At 35.6% G+C, this 18,156-nt stretch carries 21 protein-coding genes; all 21 read left to right on the forward strand.

The window, feature by feature from the left end; translation table 11 throughout:
• Nucleotides 1-2 precede the first annotated feature (2 nt).
• The 21 genes from fliF to flhA all read left to right on the forward strand — a co-directional run bounded on the left by fliF (nucleotide 3) and on the right by flhA (nucleotide 18,142).
• A complete protein-coding gene (fliF, locus tag RBQ61_RS06635) occupies nucleotides 3-1,568 on the forward strand; it encodes a flagellar basal-body MS-ring/collar protein FliF (RefSeq protein WP_308139704.1) in 1,566 nt (521 codons plus the stop codon).
• Nucleotides 1,568-2,575, forward strand: coding sequence for a flagellar motor switch protein FliG (fliG, locus tag RBQ61_RS06640; RefSeq protein WP_308139705.1), 1,008 nt, complete (start codon nucleotides 1,568-1,570; stop codon nucleotides 2,573-2,575). The genes fliF and fliG overlap by 1 nt, the downstream gene beginning before the upstream one ends.
• Complete coding sequence (locus RBQ61_RS06645) at nucleotides 2,568-3,347, forward strand: FliH/SctL family protein (protein WP_308139706.1); 780 nt, start codon at nucleotides 2,568-2,570, stop codon at nucleotides 3,345-3,347. Before fliG ends, RBQ61_RS06645 begins: the two co-directional genes overlap by 8 nt.
• Nucleotides 3,337-4,647 (forward strand): flagellar protein export ATPase FliI, encoded by a 1,311-nt coding sequence (gene fliI, locus RBQ61_RS06650; RefSeq protein ID WP_308139707.1) that lies wholly within the window; start codon nucleotides 3,337-3,339, stop codon nucleotides 4,645-4,647. The genes RBQ61_RS06645 and fliI overlap by 11 nt, the downstream gene beginning before the upstream one ends.
• 35 nt (nucleotides 4,648-4,682) lie before the next feature.
• Nucleotides 4,683-5,135: a flagellar export protein FliJ gene (fliJ, locus tag RBQ61_RS06655; RefSeq protein WP_308139708.1), complete on the forward strand. Its 453-nt coding sequence runs from the start codon at nucleotides 4,683-4,685 to the stop codon at nucleotides 5,133-5,135.
• 29 nt (nucleotides 5,136-5,164) lie between these two features.
• Entirely contained in the window at nucleotides 5,165-6,310 is a 1,146-nt protein-coding gene (locus RBQ61_RS06660) for a flagellar hook-length control protein FliK (protein ID WP_308139709.1), read from the forward strand.
• A gap of 13 nt (nucleotides 6,311-6,323) precedes the next feature.
• Nucleotides 6,324-6,857, forward strand: coding sequence for a flagellar hook assembly protein FlgD (locus RBQ61_RS06665; RefSeq protein WP_308139710.1), 534 nt, complete (start codon nucleotides 6,324-6,326; stop codon nucleotides 6,855-6,857).
• A gap of 29 nt (nucleotides 6,858-6,886) precedes the next feature.
• Nucleotides 6,887-7,279: a TIGR02530 family flagellar biosynthesis protein gene (locus RBQ61_RS06670; protein WP_308139711.1), complete on the forward strand. Its 393-nt coding sequence runs from the start codon at nucleotides 6,887-6,889 to the stop codon at nucleotides 7,277-7,279.
• 78 nt (nucleotides 7,280-7,357) lie between these two features.
• The gene (locus RBQ61_RS06675) at nucleotides 7,358-8,239 is read left to right on the forward strand and encodes a flagellar hook-basal body complex protein (protein ID WP_308139712.1); all 882 of its coding nucleotides are present in this window, start codon (nucleotides 7,358-7,360) and stop codon (nucleotides 8,237-8,239) included.
• 119 nt (nucleotides 8,240-8,358) lie between these two features.
• On the forward strand, nucleotides 8,359-8,556 hold the full coding sequence (locus tag RBQ61_RS06680; RefSeq protein ID WP_308139713.1) for a flagellar FlbD family protein: 198 nt from the start codon (nucleotides 8,359-8,361) through the stop codon (nucleotides 8,554-8,556).
• Nucleotides 8,557-8,570: 14 nt separating this feature from the next.
• Nucleotides 8,571-9,443, forward strand: coding sequence for a motility protein A (locus RBQ61_RS06685; protein WP_308139714.1), 873 nt, complete (start codon nucleotides 8,571-8,573; stop codon nucleotides 9,441-9,443).
• A gap of 23 nt (nucleotides 9,444-9,466) precedes the next feature.
• Nucleotides 9,467-10,273 carry a flagellar motor protein MotB gene (locus RBQ61_RS06690; RefSeq protein ID WP_308139715.1) on the forward strand — a complete coding sequence of 269 codons (807 nt, stop codon included), beginning with the start codon at nucleotides 9,467-9,469 and terminating at the stop codon, nucleotides 10,271-10,273.
• Nucleotides 10,274-10,298: 25 nt separating this feature from the next.
• Nucleotides 10,299-11,285, forward strand: a complete 987-nt coding sequence (gene fliM / locus RBQ61_RS06695; protein ID WP_308139716.1) for a flagellar motor switch protein FliM — start codon at nucleotides 10,299-10,301, stop codon at nucleotides 11,283-11,285.
• 13 nt (nucleotides 11,286-11,298) lie between these two features.
• Nucleotides 11,299-12,432, forward strand: coding sequence for a flagellar motor switch phosphatase FliY (gene fliY, locus RBQ61_RS06700; RefSeq protein WP_308139717.1), 1,134 nt, complete (start codon nucleotides 11,299-11,301; stop codon nucleotides 12,430-12,432).
• A 19-nt stretch (nucleotides 12,433-12,451) separates the two neighbouring features.
• Nucleotides 12,452-12,814, forward strand: coding sequence for a response regulator (locus RBQ61_RS06705; protein WP_308139718.1), 363 nt, complete (start codon nucleotides 12,452-12,454; stop codon nucleotides 12,812-12,814).
• Between the two features lie 66 nt (nucleotides 12,815-12,880).
• The gene (locus RBQ61_RS06710) at nucleotides 12,881-13,153 is read left to right on the forward strand and encodes a flagellar biosynthetic protein FliO (protein WP_374049899.1); all 273 of its coding nucleotides are present in this window, start codon (nucleotides 12,881-12,883) and stop codon (nucleotides 13,151-13,153) included.
• A gap of 46 nt (nucleotides 13,154-13,199) precedes the next feature.
• Nucleotides 13,200-13,949: a flagellar type III secretion system pore protein FliP gene (gene fliP, locus RBQ61_RS06715; RefSeq protein ID WP_308139720.1), complete on the forward strand. Its 750-nt coding sequence runs from the start codon at nucleotides 13,200-13,202 to the stop codon at nucleotides 13,947-13,949.
• Nucleotides 13,950-13,961: 12 nt separating this feature from the next.
• Nucleotides 13,962-14,228: a flagellar biosynthesis protein FliQ gene (gene fliQ / locus RBQ61_RS06720; protein WP_308139721.1), complete on the forward strand. Its 267-nt coding sequence runs from the start codon at nucleotides 13,962-13,964 to the stop codon at nucleotides 14,226-14,228.
• A gap of 8 nt (nucleotides 14,229-14,236) precedes the next feature.
• Complete coding sequence (gene fliR, locus RBQ61_RS06725; RefSeq protein ID WP_308139722.1) at nucleotides 14,237-15,004, forward strand: flagellar biosynthetic protein FliR; 768 nt, start codon at nucleotides 14,237-14,239, stop codon at nucleotides 15,002-15,004.
• A 16-nt stretch (nucleotides 15,005-15,020) separates the two neighbouring features.
• On the forward strand, nucleotides 15,021-16,085 hold the full coding sequence (gene flhB / locus RBQ61_RS06730; RefSeq protein WP_308139723.1) for a flagellar biosynthesis protein FlhB: 1,065 nt from the start codon (nucleotides 15,021-15,023) through the stop codon (nucleotides 16,083-16,085).
• Entirely contained in the window at nucleotides 16,085-18,142 is a 2,058-nt protein-coding gene (gene flhA, locus RBQ61_RS06735; protein ID WP_308139724.1) for a flagellar biosynthesis protein FlhA, read from the forward strand. The genes flhB and flhA overlap by 1 nt, the downstream gene beginning before the upstream one ends.
• The last annotated feature ends 14 nt before the right edge of the window (nucleotides 18,143-18,156 follow it).

Genomic DNA, 18,156 nt, shown 5'->3' on the forward strand with positions numbered 1-18,156 from the left:
AAATGGCAGAACAATTTAGGAACATTTGGAAAAACACAACAGAGTTTTGGGGAAAACTCAGTGGCAAGATAAAGAAGTTAATAATCGGCGGACTTATTGGATTAGTAGCAGGGGCACTAGTAATAACTATTGTTCTAAACAATAAAGGTTATGTAGTTCTTTTCAGCGATATAGATGAACAGGAAACTGCAGAAGTAATGAAGCAGTTACAAGAAAATAATGTTGATTATAAATATGAAAATGACGGAACTATTCTTATACCCGAAGATAAAGAAAACAGCCTGAGAATGCAGTTAGCACAATCAGGTCATCCGCGTACCGGAGCAAATTATGATGTGTTTACTCAAAACATAGATTTCATGACTACAGATTATGAAAAGAGAAAATATGAAGTTTTTCAATTGCAGGAAAGACTTCAAGCTTCCATAGAAACCATAGACGGAGTAGAGGAAGCAATAGTTACCGTAAATATACCTGAAAATGGAAATTTTGCGTGGGAGACAAAAAAAGAAGAATCTTCAGCATCGGTAAAAATAAATCTTTCTACCGGCCATTCATTGTCGCAGTCTCAGACAAATGGCATTATGCAGCTTATAGTTAAAAGTGTGGAAGGGTTAAAAGAAGAAAATGTAGCAATTATTGATACCGAAGGAAACAGCCTTGTAGTAAGCAGTGAGATGAGTCAGACAAATACTATAAAGCTAAAGCTTGAAATCGAGAAGGAATTTGAAAAAGAAACAGAAAAAAATGTCACAGAGTTCCTGGCAAGAATCTATGGCCCGGATAATGTAAAAGTATCTGCGAAGTGCACTATTAATTTTGATAAAAAGATAAGCGAACTATTGCAATACTTGCCAGATGAACAGACAAATCTGGGAGTTCCTGGTGAGACGAAAAGTGACAGGGAAGTTTCAGGACCTGGCGAGACTGTAGGGGGAATGGCAGGAACAGAAACAAACGCTGAAGTTCCAACGTACCCTGGAGTAGTAATTGAAGGCGAAAACATATATTTCAAGGATTCCAATTCAATTAATTATTTGGTGAGCCAGTTAAAAGAGCAAATAGAGCATAACCCCGGAAAAATTGAGCAGCTTACAGTTGCTGCAGTAATTAATAAAGCAAGCATCAGAGAAGAAGAGATAGATGAAGTTAAAGAACTTATTGCCTTTGCCGCAGGAGTAGGTACAGAGGATATTTCACTGCACAATATGATGTTTTATGATCCAGAGGCACCTGTGGTTCCTGTAACTGCTGAGCCAGGTGAACCAAGAGGATTACAGCTGAGAGATATACTTATCTATGGCGGAATAGCGCTGGCTGTGATAGCAATTTTCTCGCTTATATTGACTTTAATCTTGAGAAAGAGAAAAAAGGCTAAGAAAAGTCAGGAAGGAGCTGAAGCTGAAGCAGCAGCAACAGATTATTCGTGGGCTGATATACAGGATGAAATAAAACTTCAGGAAACACCTGAGCAGGTAATTAAAAAGCAGCTTAAGGAATTTACAAATTCTAATCCTGAAATAGCGGCGCAGCTTATCAGAACATGGCTTAAGGGGGAAGATGATTAATGGCATCAACAAAGTTAACAGGCAGACAAAAATCTGCGGCGATTATTATTTCACTCGGTGCTGACGATGCTTCAAAGATATACAAATATTTAAAAGAAGATGAAATTGAACAACTTACATATGAAATATCCAGATTGCAGCATTTAGATTCCCAAACAATGGAGGAAACTCTAAAAGATTTTTATGACTTATGCTTGACTCAAAAGGTTATAACTGAGGGCGGACTGGAATATGCGAAAAACGTGCTTGAGAAAGCATTCGGTTCTCAAACAGCTGCAAGTCTTTTAGAAAGAGTAACCAAAACACTGAGATCCAAGAGCTTTGACTTTTTAAGAAAAGCTGACTATAAGAATCTATTGGCTATTATACAAAATGAACATCCACAGACAATAGCCCTTATATTGTCATACGCAAGAGCAGATCAAGCATCTGCTGTAATATCGGAGCTTTCAAAGGAAAAGAGGATTGACGTAGTAGAGAGAATAGCAAAGATGGACCGAACATCTCCCGAAATTATTAAGTATGTTGAGCAAGAACTGGAGAAGAAATTTAACTCTATTATATCCGTTGACTTTACAGAAATTGGCGGGGTTAACTATGTTGCGGATGTTATGAATAATATGGACAGAGGAAATGAAAAATACATTTTCGATGAATTAAGTAAAAAAGATGCAAAACTTGCTGATGAAATCAGAATGCGTATGTTTGTATTTGAAGATATTGTTACTATGGATTCAATGAGTATTCAAAGATTTCTCAGAGAGGTGGACTCAAAAGACCTTGTTTATGCAATTAAAGGCTCGAACAAGGACGTTGCGGATATGCTGTTTAGCAATATGTCCACTAAGATGGGTGAAACTATCAGATCAGAGCTTGAATATACTCACAACTTACGTTTGAGAGATGTGGAAGAAGCTCAGCAGCGAATTGTATCTGTAATCAGGCGTCTCGAAGAAGAAGGGGAACTCATTATAGCTAAGAGCGGAAAGGATGATATTATTGTCTAATATAATCAAGGCCGAATATGTTATCTTTGATAGTAATGCAGATAGTCAGTTAAATTACATTAAAAAGACAGAGCTGCCTGAACAGGAAATAATAAGCACTTCAAAAGAAGATATATATGATATATATAACCAAAGAGAAATTATTTTGAAGGAAGCTCAAGCGGAGGCACTAAAAATTATAAGTGCAGCAAAAAGAAATGCTCAAAATGAAATAGCCGAATGCAAAAAAAGAGGCTATGAAGAAGGTTACAATGCAGGTGTTGAAGTAGGCAAAAATAAAGGCTATGACGAAGGATATGAGACTGGGAAAGTGAGCGTTGAAGAAAAGCTTAGCTTACAAAATTCTGCGAAGCTTGAAGAGCTTAAAAAAATGTTTGAAAAAATAGAAGAAGAAAAGGACTCGATTATTTCAGAATATGAGAATGGGTTGACAAATCTTGCAATAGATATATCAGAAAAGATACTGAGACATAAAATCAGTGTTAAGGACAATGTAATATCAGGCATAATTAAAGATTTAATAAAGAATTACAGAAATGCAGAATGGGTTAAGGTGTATATGTCTAGCAAAGATGACGCAATTTCAGTTCAAACAGATAAGGAACTGATAAATGCTTTAAGCAAAATATCAAATGATGTAAAATTTGAAATTTCAGAGGATATTGATCAAGGCAGCGCAATAATTGAAACACCGGACAGTGTATTGGATGCAAGTATAAATACGCAGTTAAAAAATCTTAAAGAGATGGTTTTAAATAAAAATGCAGTCTAAAATTCAATTAGCTAAAATACAGGAAGTGTTGGCAAGAGAAGATCTCTGCACATACATAGGAAAAGTTAAGAGAATATCAGGTATGATGATTGAGGCAACTGGAAGCAGGTATAAAATCGGTGAGGTATGTGAGATTGAAACTGACATACTAAATCGAAAGGTACGGGCAGAAGTTGTGGGTTTCAACGACGGAAGGGTCTTGCTTATGCCCTATGAAGACATAAAAGGTATAGGTCTGGGAAATACAGTTAAATCGACTAAAAATAAATTAAAAATTCCGGTTGGAGATTTTTTGGTAGGAAGAATTGTTGACGCTACAGGTCAACCGATTGATGGAGGTAAAGAATTTGATGGAAATGAATACTGCTATGTGGACAATGACTACATTAATCCTCTGTCGAGACCTAGGATAGACAGTGCTCTTAGTTTTGGCGTAAAGGCAATAGACGGACTTTTAACTATAGGCAAGGGACAGCGTATGGGAATTTTCGCCGGAAGCGGTGTGGGTAAAAGCACATTGCTTGGAATGGTTGCTAAGAATGTAAAAGCAGATATAAATGTTATTGCTCTTGTAGGTGAAAGGGGTAGAGAAGTAAGAGAGTTTATCGACAAGGATTTAGGAGAAGAAGGATTAAAAAGATCCATACTTGTGATTGCAACATCAGATCAGCCGGCTATGCTTAGAGTTAAATGTGCATTGGTTGCAACAACAATTGCAGAGTACTTTAAGGATAAGGGCAAGGATGTACTTCTCATGATGGATTCTTTAACAAGATTTGCAATGGCTCAGAGAGAAATAGGCCTTGCGACAGGCGAACCACCGGTATCAAGAGGATATACACCATCTATTTATGCTGAGCTGCCGAAACTTCTTGAAAGAAGCGGCAACTTTCAAAATGGTTCAATAACAGGAATATATACTGTATTGGTTGAAGGTGATGATACAAATGAACCTATTTCAGACACAGTAAGGGGAATTCTGGACGGGCATATAGTACTTACAAGAAAGCTGGCGAATTCCAACCACTATCCTGCAATAGATATAAATGCAAGTATATCAAGACTTATGAATGACATTGCAGCAAAAGACCATAATGACAGTGCTAAGAAAATAAGAGATATTTTATCTGTATATTACGCAAATTATGATTTGATTTCTATTGGTGCTTACAAAAAAGGTACAAACTTAAAGCTGGACACTGCAATTGGAAAGATTGATAAAGTTAATGAATTTCTGATTCAGGGTATAAATGAAAACTATACATATGATGAAACACTTTCTTTGATTAAAGATATATAAATTTTTTCACAATTACATTTAAAAAGGGGATTAAATTGAAAAAATTCAGCTTTACTCTTCAGAAAATTTTAGAAATAAAAGAGCAGATGCTAGATAACCTTAAAATTGAACTTGGAGGGTTAAATAATAATCTTGCTAGGATTGAAGCCAGCATTAATAATCTGAAGGCACAACTTCAAAAAATAGAGAAAGAATTTATAGAAAAATCTTCTGTATTAATTTCTGTTGGAGAGATGACGTATTACAAGATGCTTACAAGCAGTATATTAAAGCAAATTGAGAACAAGGAAGAAGAAAAATGCATCGTTCTAAGAAAAATTGAAGCAAAGAGGCAAGAAATAATAAGCATGAATATGGAAATATCAAGTCTTGAAAAGCTCAAGGAAAAAGAGAAGGATAAATATAACAAGACTTTGAACAGAAACGAGGAAATATTTATTGAAGAATTCGTTTCAAACAATAGCGTGTCAAAAAGATATGCAATATAGTAACTAGTTATTGAAAGGAGGTGAAAAAAATGAATATCACAGCAAATCTTAGCGGTGTCATGCCTGAAAAAGCCTTGAATAATATGTTTACCAGCAGCAAGGGGCTTAAGGGTAATAATGGTGCTTTTCTAAAAATACTGTCGCAGCTTAATGATGGGGAGGCTGGCAGCAACATTTTAAGCCAGGTAGAACCGGCGGAGCTTTCTGAACTCAGCACTGTGGATATGATTTCATTATTCCGTCTTATAGATTTTGTCCCATTGCAGGATGAAGGTTATGAGGTTAATAGTGAAAAAACAGAGGATGAGCCTGAAGCCAAAGAGGACAAAACATCAGCAAAATTATTAAACTTCATAAGCATGGTGAATTACGAGATTCAAGTAGATGAAAATGCTGAACTTGTGAAATTATTTCCTGAGAATATAGGCTACTTAGAGCCGAAAACAATAGTATCAACGAATGCAACCAACTACGAAAATCTTGATCATTATGTGAATAAAGAAATTTCTTTATCGCCTAAGATAATGAATTCTTTGGATAATAAACAAATTTTTACAGAAATTCAATATGAAAAAAGTAATAATGAATCGTTTGTGCTTAATGAGCACCAGAAAAATGGAACAGATTACAACCCTGAGATGATATCTCCTGATAGAATATTTGTTCCGCAAGACACCAAGATTATTCAAGTGTCGGATGAGTCTTCTATGATAAATCCTCAGGTATTGAATCAAGTGAAGGACAAAATAATATTCATGAAAGAGGATTGCAACGGTAAAGAGAATATTAAGTATGTAACCATGGAGCTAAAGCCTAAGCAGCTGGGTAAGGTTGATATCAAGATGACAATTGAAGACGGCAAGATGACTGTTGAAATTAAAGCCCTGAATAAGGATACACAGAACATACTGCATTCAAAGGTATCTGAACTTGCAGAGGTTTTGAAAGGCACAACAAATTCATCGGTTAATATTATTGTAAAGAGCCATGAACTGCCGAATGGTCATCAAGTGATGCAAAATGAGAATAACGAGCACAGATACAATGAGAACTATGACCAGGAAAACGGACACGGAAGGCAAAGAAATTATTACAACAGACAAGAAGATGAAAATGACACTGATGAAGAAGATGTGTTCGCAAAGCTTATGAATTTGAGAAGTGCAAGGCTATAAAAGGAGGCTAATATTGGAAATTAATGCTTATAATTCAACATATAGCGTGAACAGCTCAGGCGGAACAAACAATCTTAATGTTCAAAATGAAAGTGAATCACTGGATATGCAGGATTTTTTGAACCTGCTTGTTGCGCAACTTACAAATCAAGATACAATGAATCCCATGGAAAATACGGAATTCATATCACAGATGGCTCAATTCTCGTCATTGCAGGCAATGTCAGATCTTACTGAGATATCAATGCAGGGACAAGCTACATCATTAATTGGAAAGCAAGTGGTTGTTGCGGAATACAACTCGCGCGGCGAATTGGATATTGAAGAGGGAGTTGTTCAAAGAGTTACTATTTTCGGAGGAGGATCAACCATTTATGTAAATGATAAAGAGTACAGCTATTTAAATGTTATGGAAATAAAACAGGCAGAAGAACCTGAAACTGATCCGGTTCAGGAGATATTAACAGATATTCTGGAAGGAATTAACGGTCTTAATGATTCTTTACAAAAACATGAGACAACTGCTGTTGATTTGGGGGGAATTTAGCCAAACAAACAAGTAAGGCAGGTGGTAATATGACAGATGTTAATTTTATAAGAAAAATTAGCAATCTAAACAGCATGCAGACAAGCAGCGCCGTTAAAAATAAAGAACATATTGATTCGGTCTTTAAAGAAGTATTAAATCAAAAAATTAACAATGAAAAGACTGAAAGCGGAGTAGTTTTTTCAAAGCATGCAAATGAAAGAATAAGAGAAAGAAGTATAGATGTGAGTACCGATGTAACAGTTAAGCTAAATGAAGCTGCTGACCAGGCAAAGGAAAAAGGTCTGAAAAATGTACTTGTGATGATAGAGAACCAAGCTTTTATTGTAAGTACAATTAGTAATAAGGTTATAACTGCTGTAAACAGCGAGGATTTAAAAGAAAATATTTTTACAAACATAGATGGAGCTGTAATAAAATAGCCGGTCCTTTTTAGGAGGCTAAAATCCTGATTTCCTGATGGATTTAAACAGCTAATAAAAAAAAGGAGAATAAACATTATGATGAAAGCACTTTATTCTGGTGTTTCGGGAATGAGAAGCCACCAGACAAAAATGGACGTTATAGGTAATAATATCGCGAATGTAAATACATATGGTTTTAAAACGCAAAGAGCTACATTTAGAGACATTTATTATCAGACTATAAAAAATCCGGGAGCACCTGGTGATGACAGAGGCGGCACAAATGCATCGCAGGTTGGTTATGGTGCACAAATTGGTTCAGTTGATACAATTCATACAATTTCGGGATATTCCCCTACTAATAAATCAACGGATATATATATCAACGGAGAAGGATATTTAGCTGTGAAAAGTACAAGCGGTGAAACGCTTTATACAAGACTTGGAGCACTTAACTTTGATGAAGCTGGAAATTTAGTAGATGTTAATGGTTATCGCGTACTGGGATGGGATAATGATGGTACTAATGAAATAGATACTGATACCGTTGACGGAAAAGAAAAAATAAATTTAGAAGATACATTAGGTGTTGATTTAGATGTAATTATAATTAATGATTACGATAAATACAACAATATAACGATAAATAGCGATGGTTCAATAACAGCTGTTGATGAAAATGATGTAATTGTTCCGATAGGAGCTATTCCTGTTTTTAAAATACCTAATCAGGATGCTCTGAAATTAGAGGGAAATTCTTATTATACAGCAGGAAATAATACTGGTACACCAATAGTAAATACACCGGGTGCGGGCGGAACAGGAGCTTTGGTAACAGGTGGGTTGGAAATGTCTAACGTAGATTTAGCCAACGAATTTTCAGACATGATAATAACACAAAGAGGATACCAAGCTAATACAAAAATAATTTCGGTAGTTGATCAGATGCTTGAAGAATTGGTTAATCTTAAGAGATAAATTTAATAATATGCAGGCGGATGTATACCGCCGCCTGCATATTGATAGAGGAATTAACTATGCTTACAAAAGTTTTGTGAATATAATTAATGCTTTTATTAATTTACATGGGAGGATATATGGTAGAAGTATTGGGTATTAACGGAGAGGCTTTTTTAATCAATGCAACATTGATAGAAAAAATTGAATTTATTCCGGAAACTAAAATTACCTTAACAACAGGTAGATATTACTTAGTTAAAGACTCAAAAGAAGGAATAGTAAAAAAGATTATTGAATATAATCAAAAAATCATCAGAGGAATAACTGCTGAATAACAAAGGAGTGCATCATGAACATATCATTTTTAGTAGGATTGCTGGCGGGAATTGGACTGGTTGCTTATGGCATTCTTCAAAGCGGATCAAGTACCTCACAGGTTGTGGCGAGTTTTATTAATTTTCCGAGTATGTCTATAACCTTTGGCGGTGCTATAGCTGCAACAGTTATGTCAGTTCCCATAAAGTATATAAAAGATGTGCCTAAGAATTTCAAGGTGCTCATGAAAAGGGAAAAAATAGACCTTGGCGTGTATATAGACACAATAGAAGAACTGGCCAAGGAGGCAAGGCTTAAGGGCCTTTTGGTTCTTGAGGAAAAAGTCACTAATATAGAACTTCAGGATGAGTTCTTAAAATACTGTGTTATGCTTATAGTTGATGCAATTGAACCAACAAAGGTGAGGTCACAAATTGAAAATGAAATTGACTGTATTGAAGCGAGGCATTCTTCAGCTTGGAAATTTTTTGACACCCTCGGTTCTTTCGGCCCTTCATTTGGTATGATAGGAACATTGATAGGACTTATAAACATGCTTGCGAATATGAATGTAACAAATGGAGCCAGTTCCTTGGGTCAGGGAATGTCTGTAGCGCTTGTTACGACATTTTACGGTTCCATGCTGGCAAATCTGATTTGTGCACCAATATCAAACAGGTTAAAAGCGAAGCATGACGAAGAGATGATTGTTAAAGAAATGATTATGGAAGGCGTTCTTTCTATACAATCAGGAGAGAATCCGAAATACATAAGGGAAAAACTAAATTCGTATATAACATACGAAGAAAGAGGAAGCAAGGATAACTCGGATGAAGAAGGCAAGGGTAATAAAAAAGACAAAGGTAAGAAAAGAGGCAAAGGCAGAAAGAAGGAAGCAAATGCCTAATATTTTGAATAGTAGGGATTATTATGGCTAGAAGAAAAAAATTAAAAAGAGGCGGCGGAGCCAGTTGGCTTGAAACTTACAGCGATATGGTAACATTGCTTCTGACGTTTTTCATAATGCTTTATGCGATGTCAACCATTGATGCAGCTAAGTATGCAGCAATTGTAGCGTCATTTTCAAAACAGATGAATCCTGAGGTATATTATACGCAAGGTTCGCCTTCCGATAGAGAAGGGGAAAGTGAAGCGGTTGAGATGAACGATGATGAAGAGGAATCGGATGAATTGGATGCACTTTATTCTCTTCTTAAGCAATATGTTGATGAAAATAATCTTACAGAACAGGTAGAAATAAGCAAGACCAAAGAATATGTCTTTATTAGGTTTTCGGACGCGGTTACATTCAGAGGATACAGTGATGTATTGGAGCAAAGCGGAAGAGATATCTTAGATGTGTTGGCGCAAGGGCTTGTGCTGGTGGATGAATATGTTGAAGAAGTTATAATAGCAGGTCATACTGCTGAGGTAGAATATGATAAGACCGATATTGACCGTTCACTGTCTACGGATAGAGCGAATGTGGTATTAAAGTATCTGGAGGATAAGGACGTCATAAGTCCGGCCAAGTATCTGGCCATCGGATACGGATTGTATAGCCCTATAGCTGACAATTCAACTCCGGAGGGAAGGGCAAAGAACAGAAGAGTTGAAATTTACATTTCCAGAGCTGGATATCCCATAAGCTATACGAAAAAAATTCAGGAAACTATAAACAGTAATGATCAATCAGATGAAAATATAGAATACAAAAAAAATTCATATATAAATTAGCTAAAAATACGGAATGAGGGAAGTTATGGCAGAAATACTATCGCAAAGCCAGATAGACGAGTTGCTGAACAACTTAAACAGCGGTGATGTTAATATACAGGAGCTGGAAGCGGCGGATAAAAAGATAAAAGAATATGACTTCAGAAGTCCTAAAAAAATAACCAAAGAAACAATAAAGTTGCTTAAAGGTATCTACGAGAACTATTGCCGAATGTTGACGTCAAGGCTGACTTCAATGCTTAGACTCATGTGTGACGTTTCGGTGGAACAGGTCGAAGAAAGCATATTTCACGAATATAATAATGCGTTGGATGATTATGTTCTGATGGGGCTTATAGATGTTGAGTATCCTGATGATACGAAAGCTGACAATCAAATACTAATGGAAATATCAAAGCCTTTGTCTTTTGTGATTATAGACAGACTTCTCGGAGGAAGTGGTGAGGAGTACGATAACATAAGAGATTATACGGACATAGAATTATCTCTTCTGAACAATATGATTAAACAACTTGTAAAAATGATGGGCAGCACATGGGAAAGTACTTTGCAAATAGAAACGAATCTTTCAAAGATAGAAACTAACTCGAGATTTATTCAATCGATAAATTACAACGATTCAGTGGTAATAGTGGTTCTGAACGTAACATTAAATCAATCAAGCGGGAAAATTACCATATGCGTTCCATTGAATATTCTGGAAGAAATATTAAAAAAAGCAAGTATAATATCAAAGTCTATGAACAAGAAGTCCGAGCAGAGCATAGAAGAGCAAAAGTCAGCAATAATGGATTCATTGAGATCTTCAAAATTAACAATTACGGGAATATTGGGAAAATCAAATGCAACATTGCAGGATATTGTAAATATGCAGGTTGGAGATTTAATAATATTGGATAAAAGCATTAATTCAGATGTTGATGTTAATGTGGATGGAGAAAAATGGTTTGAAGGGAAATGGGGAACAAGGAAAAATAAGGGTGCAATAAAGATAAATAAAACTATACATTAAATGAGGAGCTATTATGGTAAATGGAAATATTTTTTCAGATATGGAACGGGATGTAATAGGAGAAGTTATGAACATAAGTCTTGGCTCTTCTGCTACTTCGCTGTCCACACTGTTAGGTAAAAGAGTTGAAATAACAGTACCAAGGGTAAATGTAATAGAGGCTGTTGAGTTCAACTACGAAAATCTTGAACCTGCTATAGGTGTTGAGATAAACTATATAGAGGGACTGAACGGTGTAAATCTGATGATTTGGAAAAGGATGGATGCAAAAGCAATCATAGAAATTTTGCTGGGACAGACCATATCTGATGATGAATTCGAAATGGATGAAATAAATACAAGCGCCATATGCGAAGTTATGAATCAAATGATGGGGTCTGCGGCTACAGCTCTTTCAGATTTTTTAGGAAAGTCTATAAACATATCGACACCTATGGCGTATGAAATTGACAACAAAACAGAGTTCAGAAGCAAATATTTTACAGAAGAAGATGTTATTGTTGCAGTCAGTTTTGACCTATTTATAGAAGGCAGTGTTAAAAGTCAGTTTGTTAATGTAATGCCGGTTTCTCTTGCAAGAGAAATAATTTCTAATTTCCTGAAGGGAACTGAAATGCCCTCGAATGATGAAAAAGAAAGTCTTATAGATCAGGCGAGAGAATCGGAAGATTCTAATAAAAGCAAAGTAACAGCTGAGGAAGTCAAAAAATCTACAAATGTTATTGAAGATGATGACGATAAAGAGATATATATTGAGGAAAAGCCTGAAAAAAGTAACGAGCCTAGGAAGGTTAAGCAGAAGCAAAAACAGCAGGTTCCTGTAAGTGTAAGACCTGTTAGAATTAATGAATTCAGCGAAGATGAAGAATCTTTTTCACAAGAGCAGCTGTCGAATCTTGAATTGATTATGTCTGTGCCGCTGGAAATAAGTGTTGAAATAGGCAAGACGAAGAGACAGATTAAAGAAATTCTTGAATTTTCTCAGGGAACAATAATAGAGCTTGATAAACAAGCAGGAGCTCTTGTTGATATAATAGTCAACGGCCAGTTGATAGCAAAAGGAGAAGTTGTGGTTGTTAACGACAATTTCGGTGTTAGAATAGCAGAAATAATTAAGAAAGACGAATTGATGAAAATAACTTTATAAGCACATAATGGAGGGAAAAATGGCAGGTAAAATTTTAATAGTAGATGATGCAGCATTTATGAGAATGATGATAAAGGATACACTTAAAAAGAATGGGTATGACGACTTAATTGAAGCAGCTGACGGAGAAATTGCAGTACAATCATTTAAGGCGGAAAATCCGGATCTGGTAATAATGGATATTACGATGCCAAATAAAAATGGTCTCGAAGCATTAAAAGAAATAAAAGAAATTGATCCAAACGCAAAGATAGTAATGTGCTCTGCAATGGGGCAGGAATCCATGGTTGTGGAAGCCATACGGAATGGAGCAAAGGACTTTATAGTAAAACCATTTAAAGCAGAAAGAGTATTAAAAACAGTTCAAGGAATACTGGGATAGGGGCTGGTTAAAATTTACAAGGATATATTATCCCTCATATTTTCAATAATAGGAATAGTACTGGTATTGTTCCTGACTTATTACAGTACAAAATGGCTTTCAGCTAAGACAAGCATTGGCATGAAGTCTAAATATATTAACATAGTCGATAAAATAATGCTGGGACAAAATAAATTCCTTGCAATTGCAGAAATAAATGGTAAATTTTACCTGATTGGAATTACAGAAAAAAATATTAACGTTCTCAGAGAGCTGGATGATTTTTATCCTGCAACAGATGAGATAACTGAGCATCCAGCGGAGTTCGGTAAATTAATTGATAAATTTCTTAAAAAATAGTATCAACATAAATTATTGCGTTCCGTTTTGTCTGAAAAGAGGAAGTATGATAAGAAAATTCATAAAAATATACAAGATATCGATAATACTGCTTTTAATTGCGCTGTTAAATGTACAACCCGCCTACGGTGGCGTTATAAATATGGATATAAACGGCGATGCACTTGAAACAGTTGAAATTTTGGTTTTATTAACCGTTGTATCACTGTTGCCTTCAATATTGATCATGATGACAGCCTTCACAAGGATAATAATAGTTTTGTCATTTATGAAAAATGCTTTAGGGTTGCAGCAGACACCGCCTAATCAGGTTTTAATAGGAATAGCATTGTTCTTAACTTTGTTTATTATGTCTCCTGTAATAAATGAAATAAATACTGAGGCATATGAACCATATAAAAATGAAGAAATAACGCAGAAAGAATTTTATGACAGAGCTACGGATCCTCTAAAAGAATGGATGCTGAAACAAACAGGCAAAAATGAATTGAAGATGTTTGTTGATATGTCTGGCGACCAAGAAATTCAAAATTCCGAAGGCGTTGAAAATCTTCCTCTGACTGTTGTTATTCCGTCATTTGTAACTAGTGAATTGAAAAGAGCATTTATATTGGGATTTTTGCTTTATATACCATTCTTAATTATTGACATGATAGTTTCAAGTGTTCTCATGTCCATGGGAATGATGATGTTGCCTCCGGTAATGATTTCAATGCCTTTTAAAATACTTTTATTTATTCTTGTTGACGGATGGTCATTACTGTTTAAAACGCTTGTTACTACTTTCAATTTTTAAAAGGGAGAAAAAATGAGTATTTCACTTGCTATGGAAGTCATGCAGGCAGCTGCAGGAGCGGCTATAAAAGTAGGAGCTCCCATATTGCTTGTTAGTTTAACGATAGGGTTGGTGATAGCCGTTTTTCAGGCTGCAACTCAAATACATGAACAGACTCTGACATTTGTTCCCAAACTTTTTGTAACTGCAATTATACTTATTATAATGGGACCGTGGATGGCAGAAATAATGTCTGATTTTACGCATTATGTTTTTGACTTGATGCTCACGGTTTATTAGGGGATAATATGACATTTTCAGGGGATTTTACGTATTTTTTATTAATATTAGCAAGAATGAGCGGCTGTATTTTTTTTAATCCGCTATTTGGAAGGGGAAATATTCCTGTATTGGTTAAAACATCCGTAAGCTTGTTTCTTGCGGTGACGGTTTATGGAGTGCTTCCTCCGGAAAAAATAATAGCTATTGGATCATTAATTGAATACTTTTTATTAATTGTAAAAGAAATTTTTATTGGATATTTAATCGGATATCTTATGAATTTGTTTTTTTCCACCGTGGTTATTTCGGGAGAAGTTATTGATATGCAGACAGGTATGTCCATGTCCAAAATTTATGATCCAAGCAGCAGTATGTCGACCGGTATATCGGGAAGTTTTTTGAATGTAATACTTATTTTAGTATTTTTTAGTGCCAGCGGACATTTGACCTTGATTAATATATTTATTACCTCCTGCAAATTAATTGAGATAGGTCATTTTTCAATACCTGAGGAATTATTTTTTAATATGGTTGACTTGTTCAAACAGATATTGATACTCTCATTGAAGCTTTCAATGCCTATATTAGCAGTAGAGGTAATACTTGAATCAGGTATAGGTATTTTAATGAAAGCAATACCACAAATACAGGTTTTTTCTGTAAATGTTCAACTTAAAATTTTGCTGGGAATGCTGATGATAATTGTACTTGTACCGACATATGCGACATTTATAGATAATATAGTGACACTTATGTTTGATACTATGGAAAACAGCTTGATGGCGTTGATCTAATAGAAAAAGGATAGCTATGGCAGGAGAAAATAAAACCGAAAAAGCCTCTCCCAAAAAGAGGCGCGATGAAAGAAAAAAAGGTAATGTATTTCAAAGTAAGGACATTGTAACAGTAGGGGTAATAGCTGTTTCATTTGTAATTCTTAACTTTTGGGCTCCGCACATTTATATTTATACTGCCGGTGCTTTTCAGAAATACATACACTTGATGGAAATAACATATGACATCAACGATACTTTAATCAAGCATATGTTCAAGGATATGGCATTTACGATTTTTGCCTCCGCAGGATTGCTGATGGTTTCTGTGATGGCAGCATCTATTATATTTACAGGTGCGCAGACAAAGTTTCTTATTACCAAGGAAAATATAAAATTTAAGTTTTCCAAGCTTAACCCTCTGACAGGGATTAAAAAGATGTTCTCCATACGATCTCTTGTTGAGATTACTAAAAATATAATTAAAATTGCAATATTGGGATATGTAATATATTCTTCAATCATAGACAAGCTGTTGCAGGTTCCTAAACTAGCTTCAGTAGATCTTGCAATCGGTATTGAATTTATTTTTTCTTCAATTATGGCTATTGTTAAAAGTGTGATTATTGCGTTTGTGGCTATCTCGGCGTTTGACTTTTTGTATTCGTGGTGGGAATACGAAAAAAATATCAGGATGACAAAACAGGAAGTTAAGGAAGAGTACAAACAGTTGGAAGGAGATCCTCTAATAAAGGGTAAAATAAAAGAAAGGCAAAGGGCAGCTGCAATGACAAGAATGATGCAGCAGGTTCCAAAAGCAGATGTAATTATAAGAAATCCTACACATTTTGCAGTTGCTATTAAGTATGATATCGACAAGGATAATGCACCTATAGTCCTTGCAAAGGGAATGGACAACATTGCCATGAAGATAATTGAAAAGGCTGAAAACTTGAATATCAGCATTGTAGAGAACGTGCCTCTTGCAAGAGCTTTATATGCTTCAGCCGAATTAAACCATGAAATACCATTAGAATATTATGAGCCTGTGGCAGAAGTTCTGGCATGGGTTTATAGGCTCAGGGAAAAGGAAAAACATTAATGAGACGCATATTAAACAACTCTATTTCTTTATTTATAATTGCAGTAATACTAATGATAATAATACCATTGCCGCCATTTATGCTGGATTTAATGTTTATTATCAATATTTCAATATCAATAATTATTTTACTTACAACTATGTATATTAAAGGAGCATTAGAATTTTCGGTATTTCCATCACTACTGCTCATAACTACATTATTTAGATTATCTTTGAACGTTTCGTCTACAAGGCTGATAATGACAAACAAAGGAGCGGCGGGAGAAGTTATAGCTACATTCGGAAACTTTGTTCTTCAGGGTAATGCAGTAGTAGGGTTTGTAATATTTTTAATTATTGTACTGGTTCAATTTATTGTTATTACAAAGGGAGCGGAAAGGGTCGCAGAAGTTACGGCGAGATTTACTTTGGACGCAATGCCCGGTAAGCAGATGGCTATTGATGCAGATTTGAGCTCAGGTATCATAACAGAAGTAGAGGCTAAAAAAAGAAGAAGCGATATACAGAGGGAAGCTGATTTTTACGGAGCCATGGATGGTGCTACAAAATTTGTAAAAGGCGATTCCATAATGTCCATAATAATAACTGCAATTAACTTTCTCGGCGGTGTTATTATAGGAATGGTTCAGGGTGGAGCTACATTTTCGGAGGTCTTGCAGACATACTCAATTGCAACCGTAGGAGACGGGCTAGTTTCGCAGATACCTGCCCTATTGATTTCAACTGCAACAAGCATGATAGTTACAAGGGCGGCATCTGAATCAAGCCTTAATGTTGATCTTACAAAACAGATAAAATCGCAGCCTTTGGCATTAATAATATCAGGAATAGTTCTTTTATTCATGGCAGTTATACCCAATTTTCCTAAGACGCAGACTATTATTCTTGCTTCTATATTTATTTTCCTTGGGAGCAGGCTGCTTAAGTCCAATGAAAAATTAGCGCAAAGTTTGGAAGAACATGAAGAAAACGAGCCTGTAACGGAAGCTGCTTCGGAAGATGAATATTTCAGAAATATTGACAACATATATGAGCTGATTCAGATTGACCCCGTTGAGATGGAAGTAGGGTACAGCTTGATTCCACTGGTTGATGAAGCAAGCGGAGGAAACTTTATAGACAGAGTTGTTATGTTCCGCCGCCAGTTTGCACAGGAGATGGGAATGGTTATTCCTTCTGTGAGACTGAGAGATAACGGGTATCTCAATCCAAATGAATATGTTATTAAACTTAAAGGGGAAGAAGTTGCAAGAGGAGAAATTTTAGTTGAATACTATCTTGCTCTTGACCCAGGGGGTCTGACCGGTGAGGTTGACGGAATTGAAACAATTGAGCCGGCATATGGTATACCTAGCAGATGGATAGCAAAGGATAAAAAGGAACTGGCGGAGATATACGGTTATACGGTTATTGACCCGCTATCGGTTCTTATAACACATTTGTCCGAGGTTATAAGAGTTCATGCCCATGAACTTTTATCAAGGCAGGACATGAACCAGCTTTTGAGCAATGTAAAGAAAATTAATGAATCGTTGGTTGAAGAAGTAGTTCCTGGGATTTTGTCTACTGGGAACCTCCAAAAAATATTAGGTAATCTGCTTAGAGAGGGAATACCGATTAAAGATATGGAAACTATTTTGGAAACCATAGGTGATTATGGTACGTCAGTGAAAGATACCGAGATGCTTACAGAGTATGTAAGACAGTCATTAAAGAGAACAATTACGCATAAGTGGTCCGACGGAGGACAAATTAAGGTCATAACATTAAGTACAGATGTTGAAAAATTAATAATAAATTCAATAAGCAAAAATGACAGGGGATCATATCTTTCAGCCGACCCTGAATTGATGCAGAAGCTTGTAGGTCAGCTGATAGAACAAATAAATAAATTGAAGGATGAAATAAACATACCAATTATCCTTACATCTCCATTTGTGAGAGGATATTTTAGAAAACTGCTGGATCAGTTTTATCCTAAGGCAGTGGTTTTATCCTTTAATGAAATTGACAATTCTGTCCAGATACAGGCAATGGGTAATATAGCAATCTAAATGAAAGAGTGATG

It is taken from the genome of Sedimentibacter sp. MB35-C1 (genome assembly GCF_030913635.1).
GTDB lineage: Bacteria > Bacillota > Clostridia > Tissierellales > Sedimentibacteraceae > Sedimentibacter.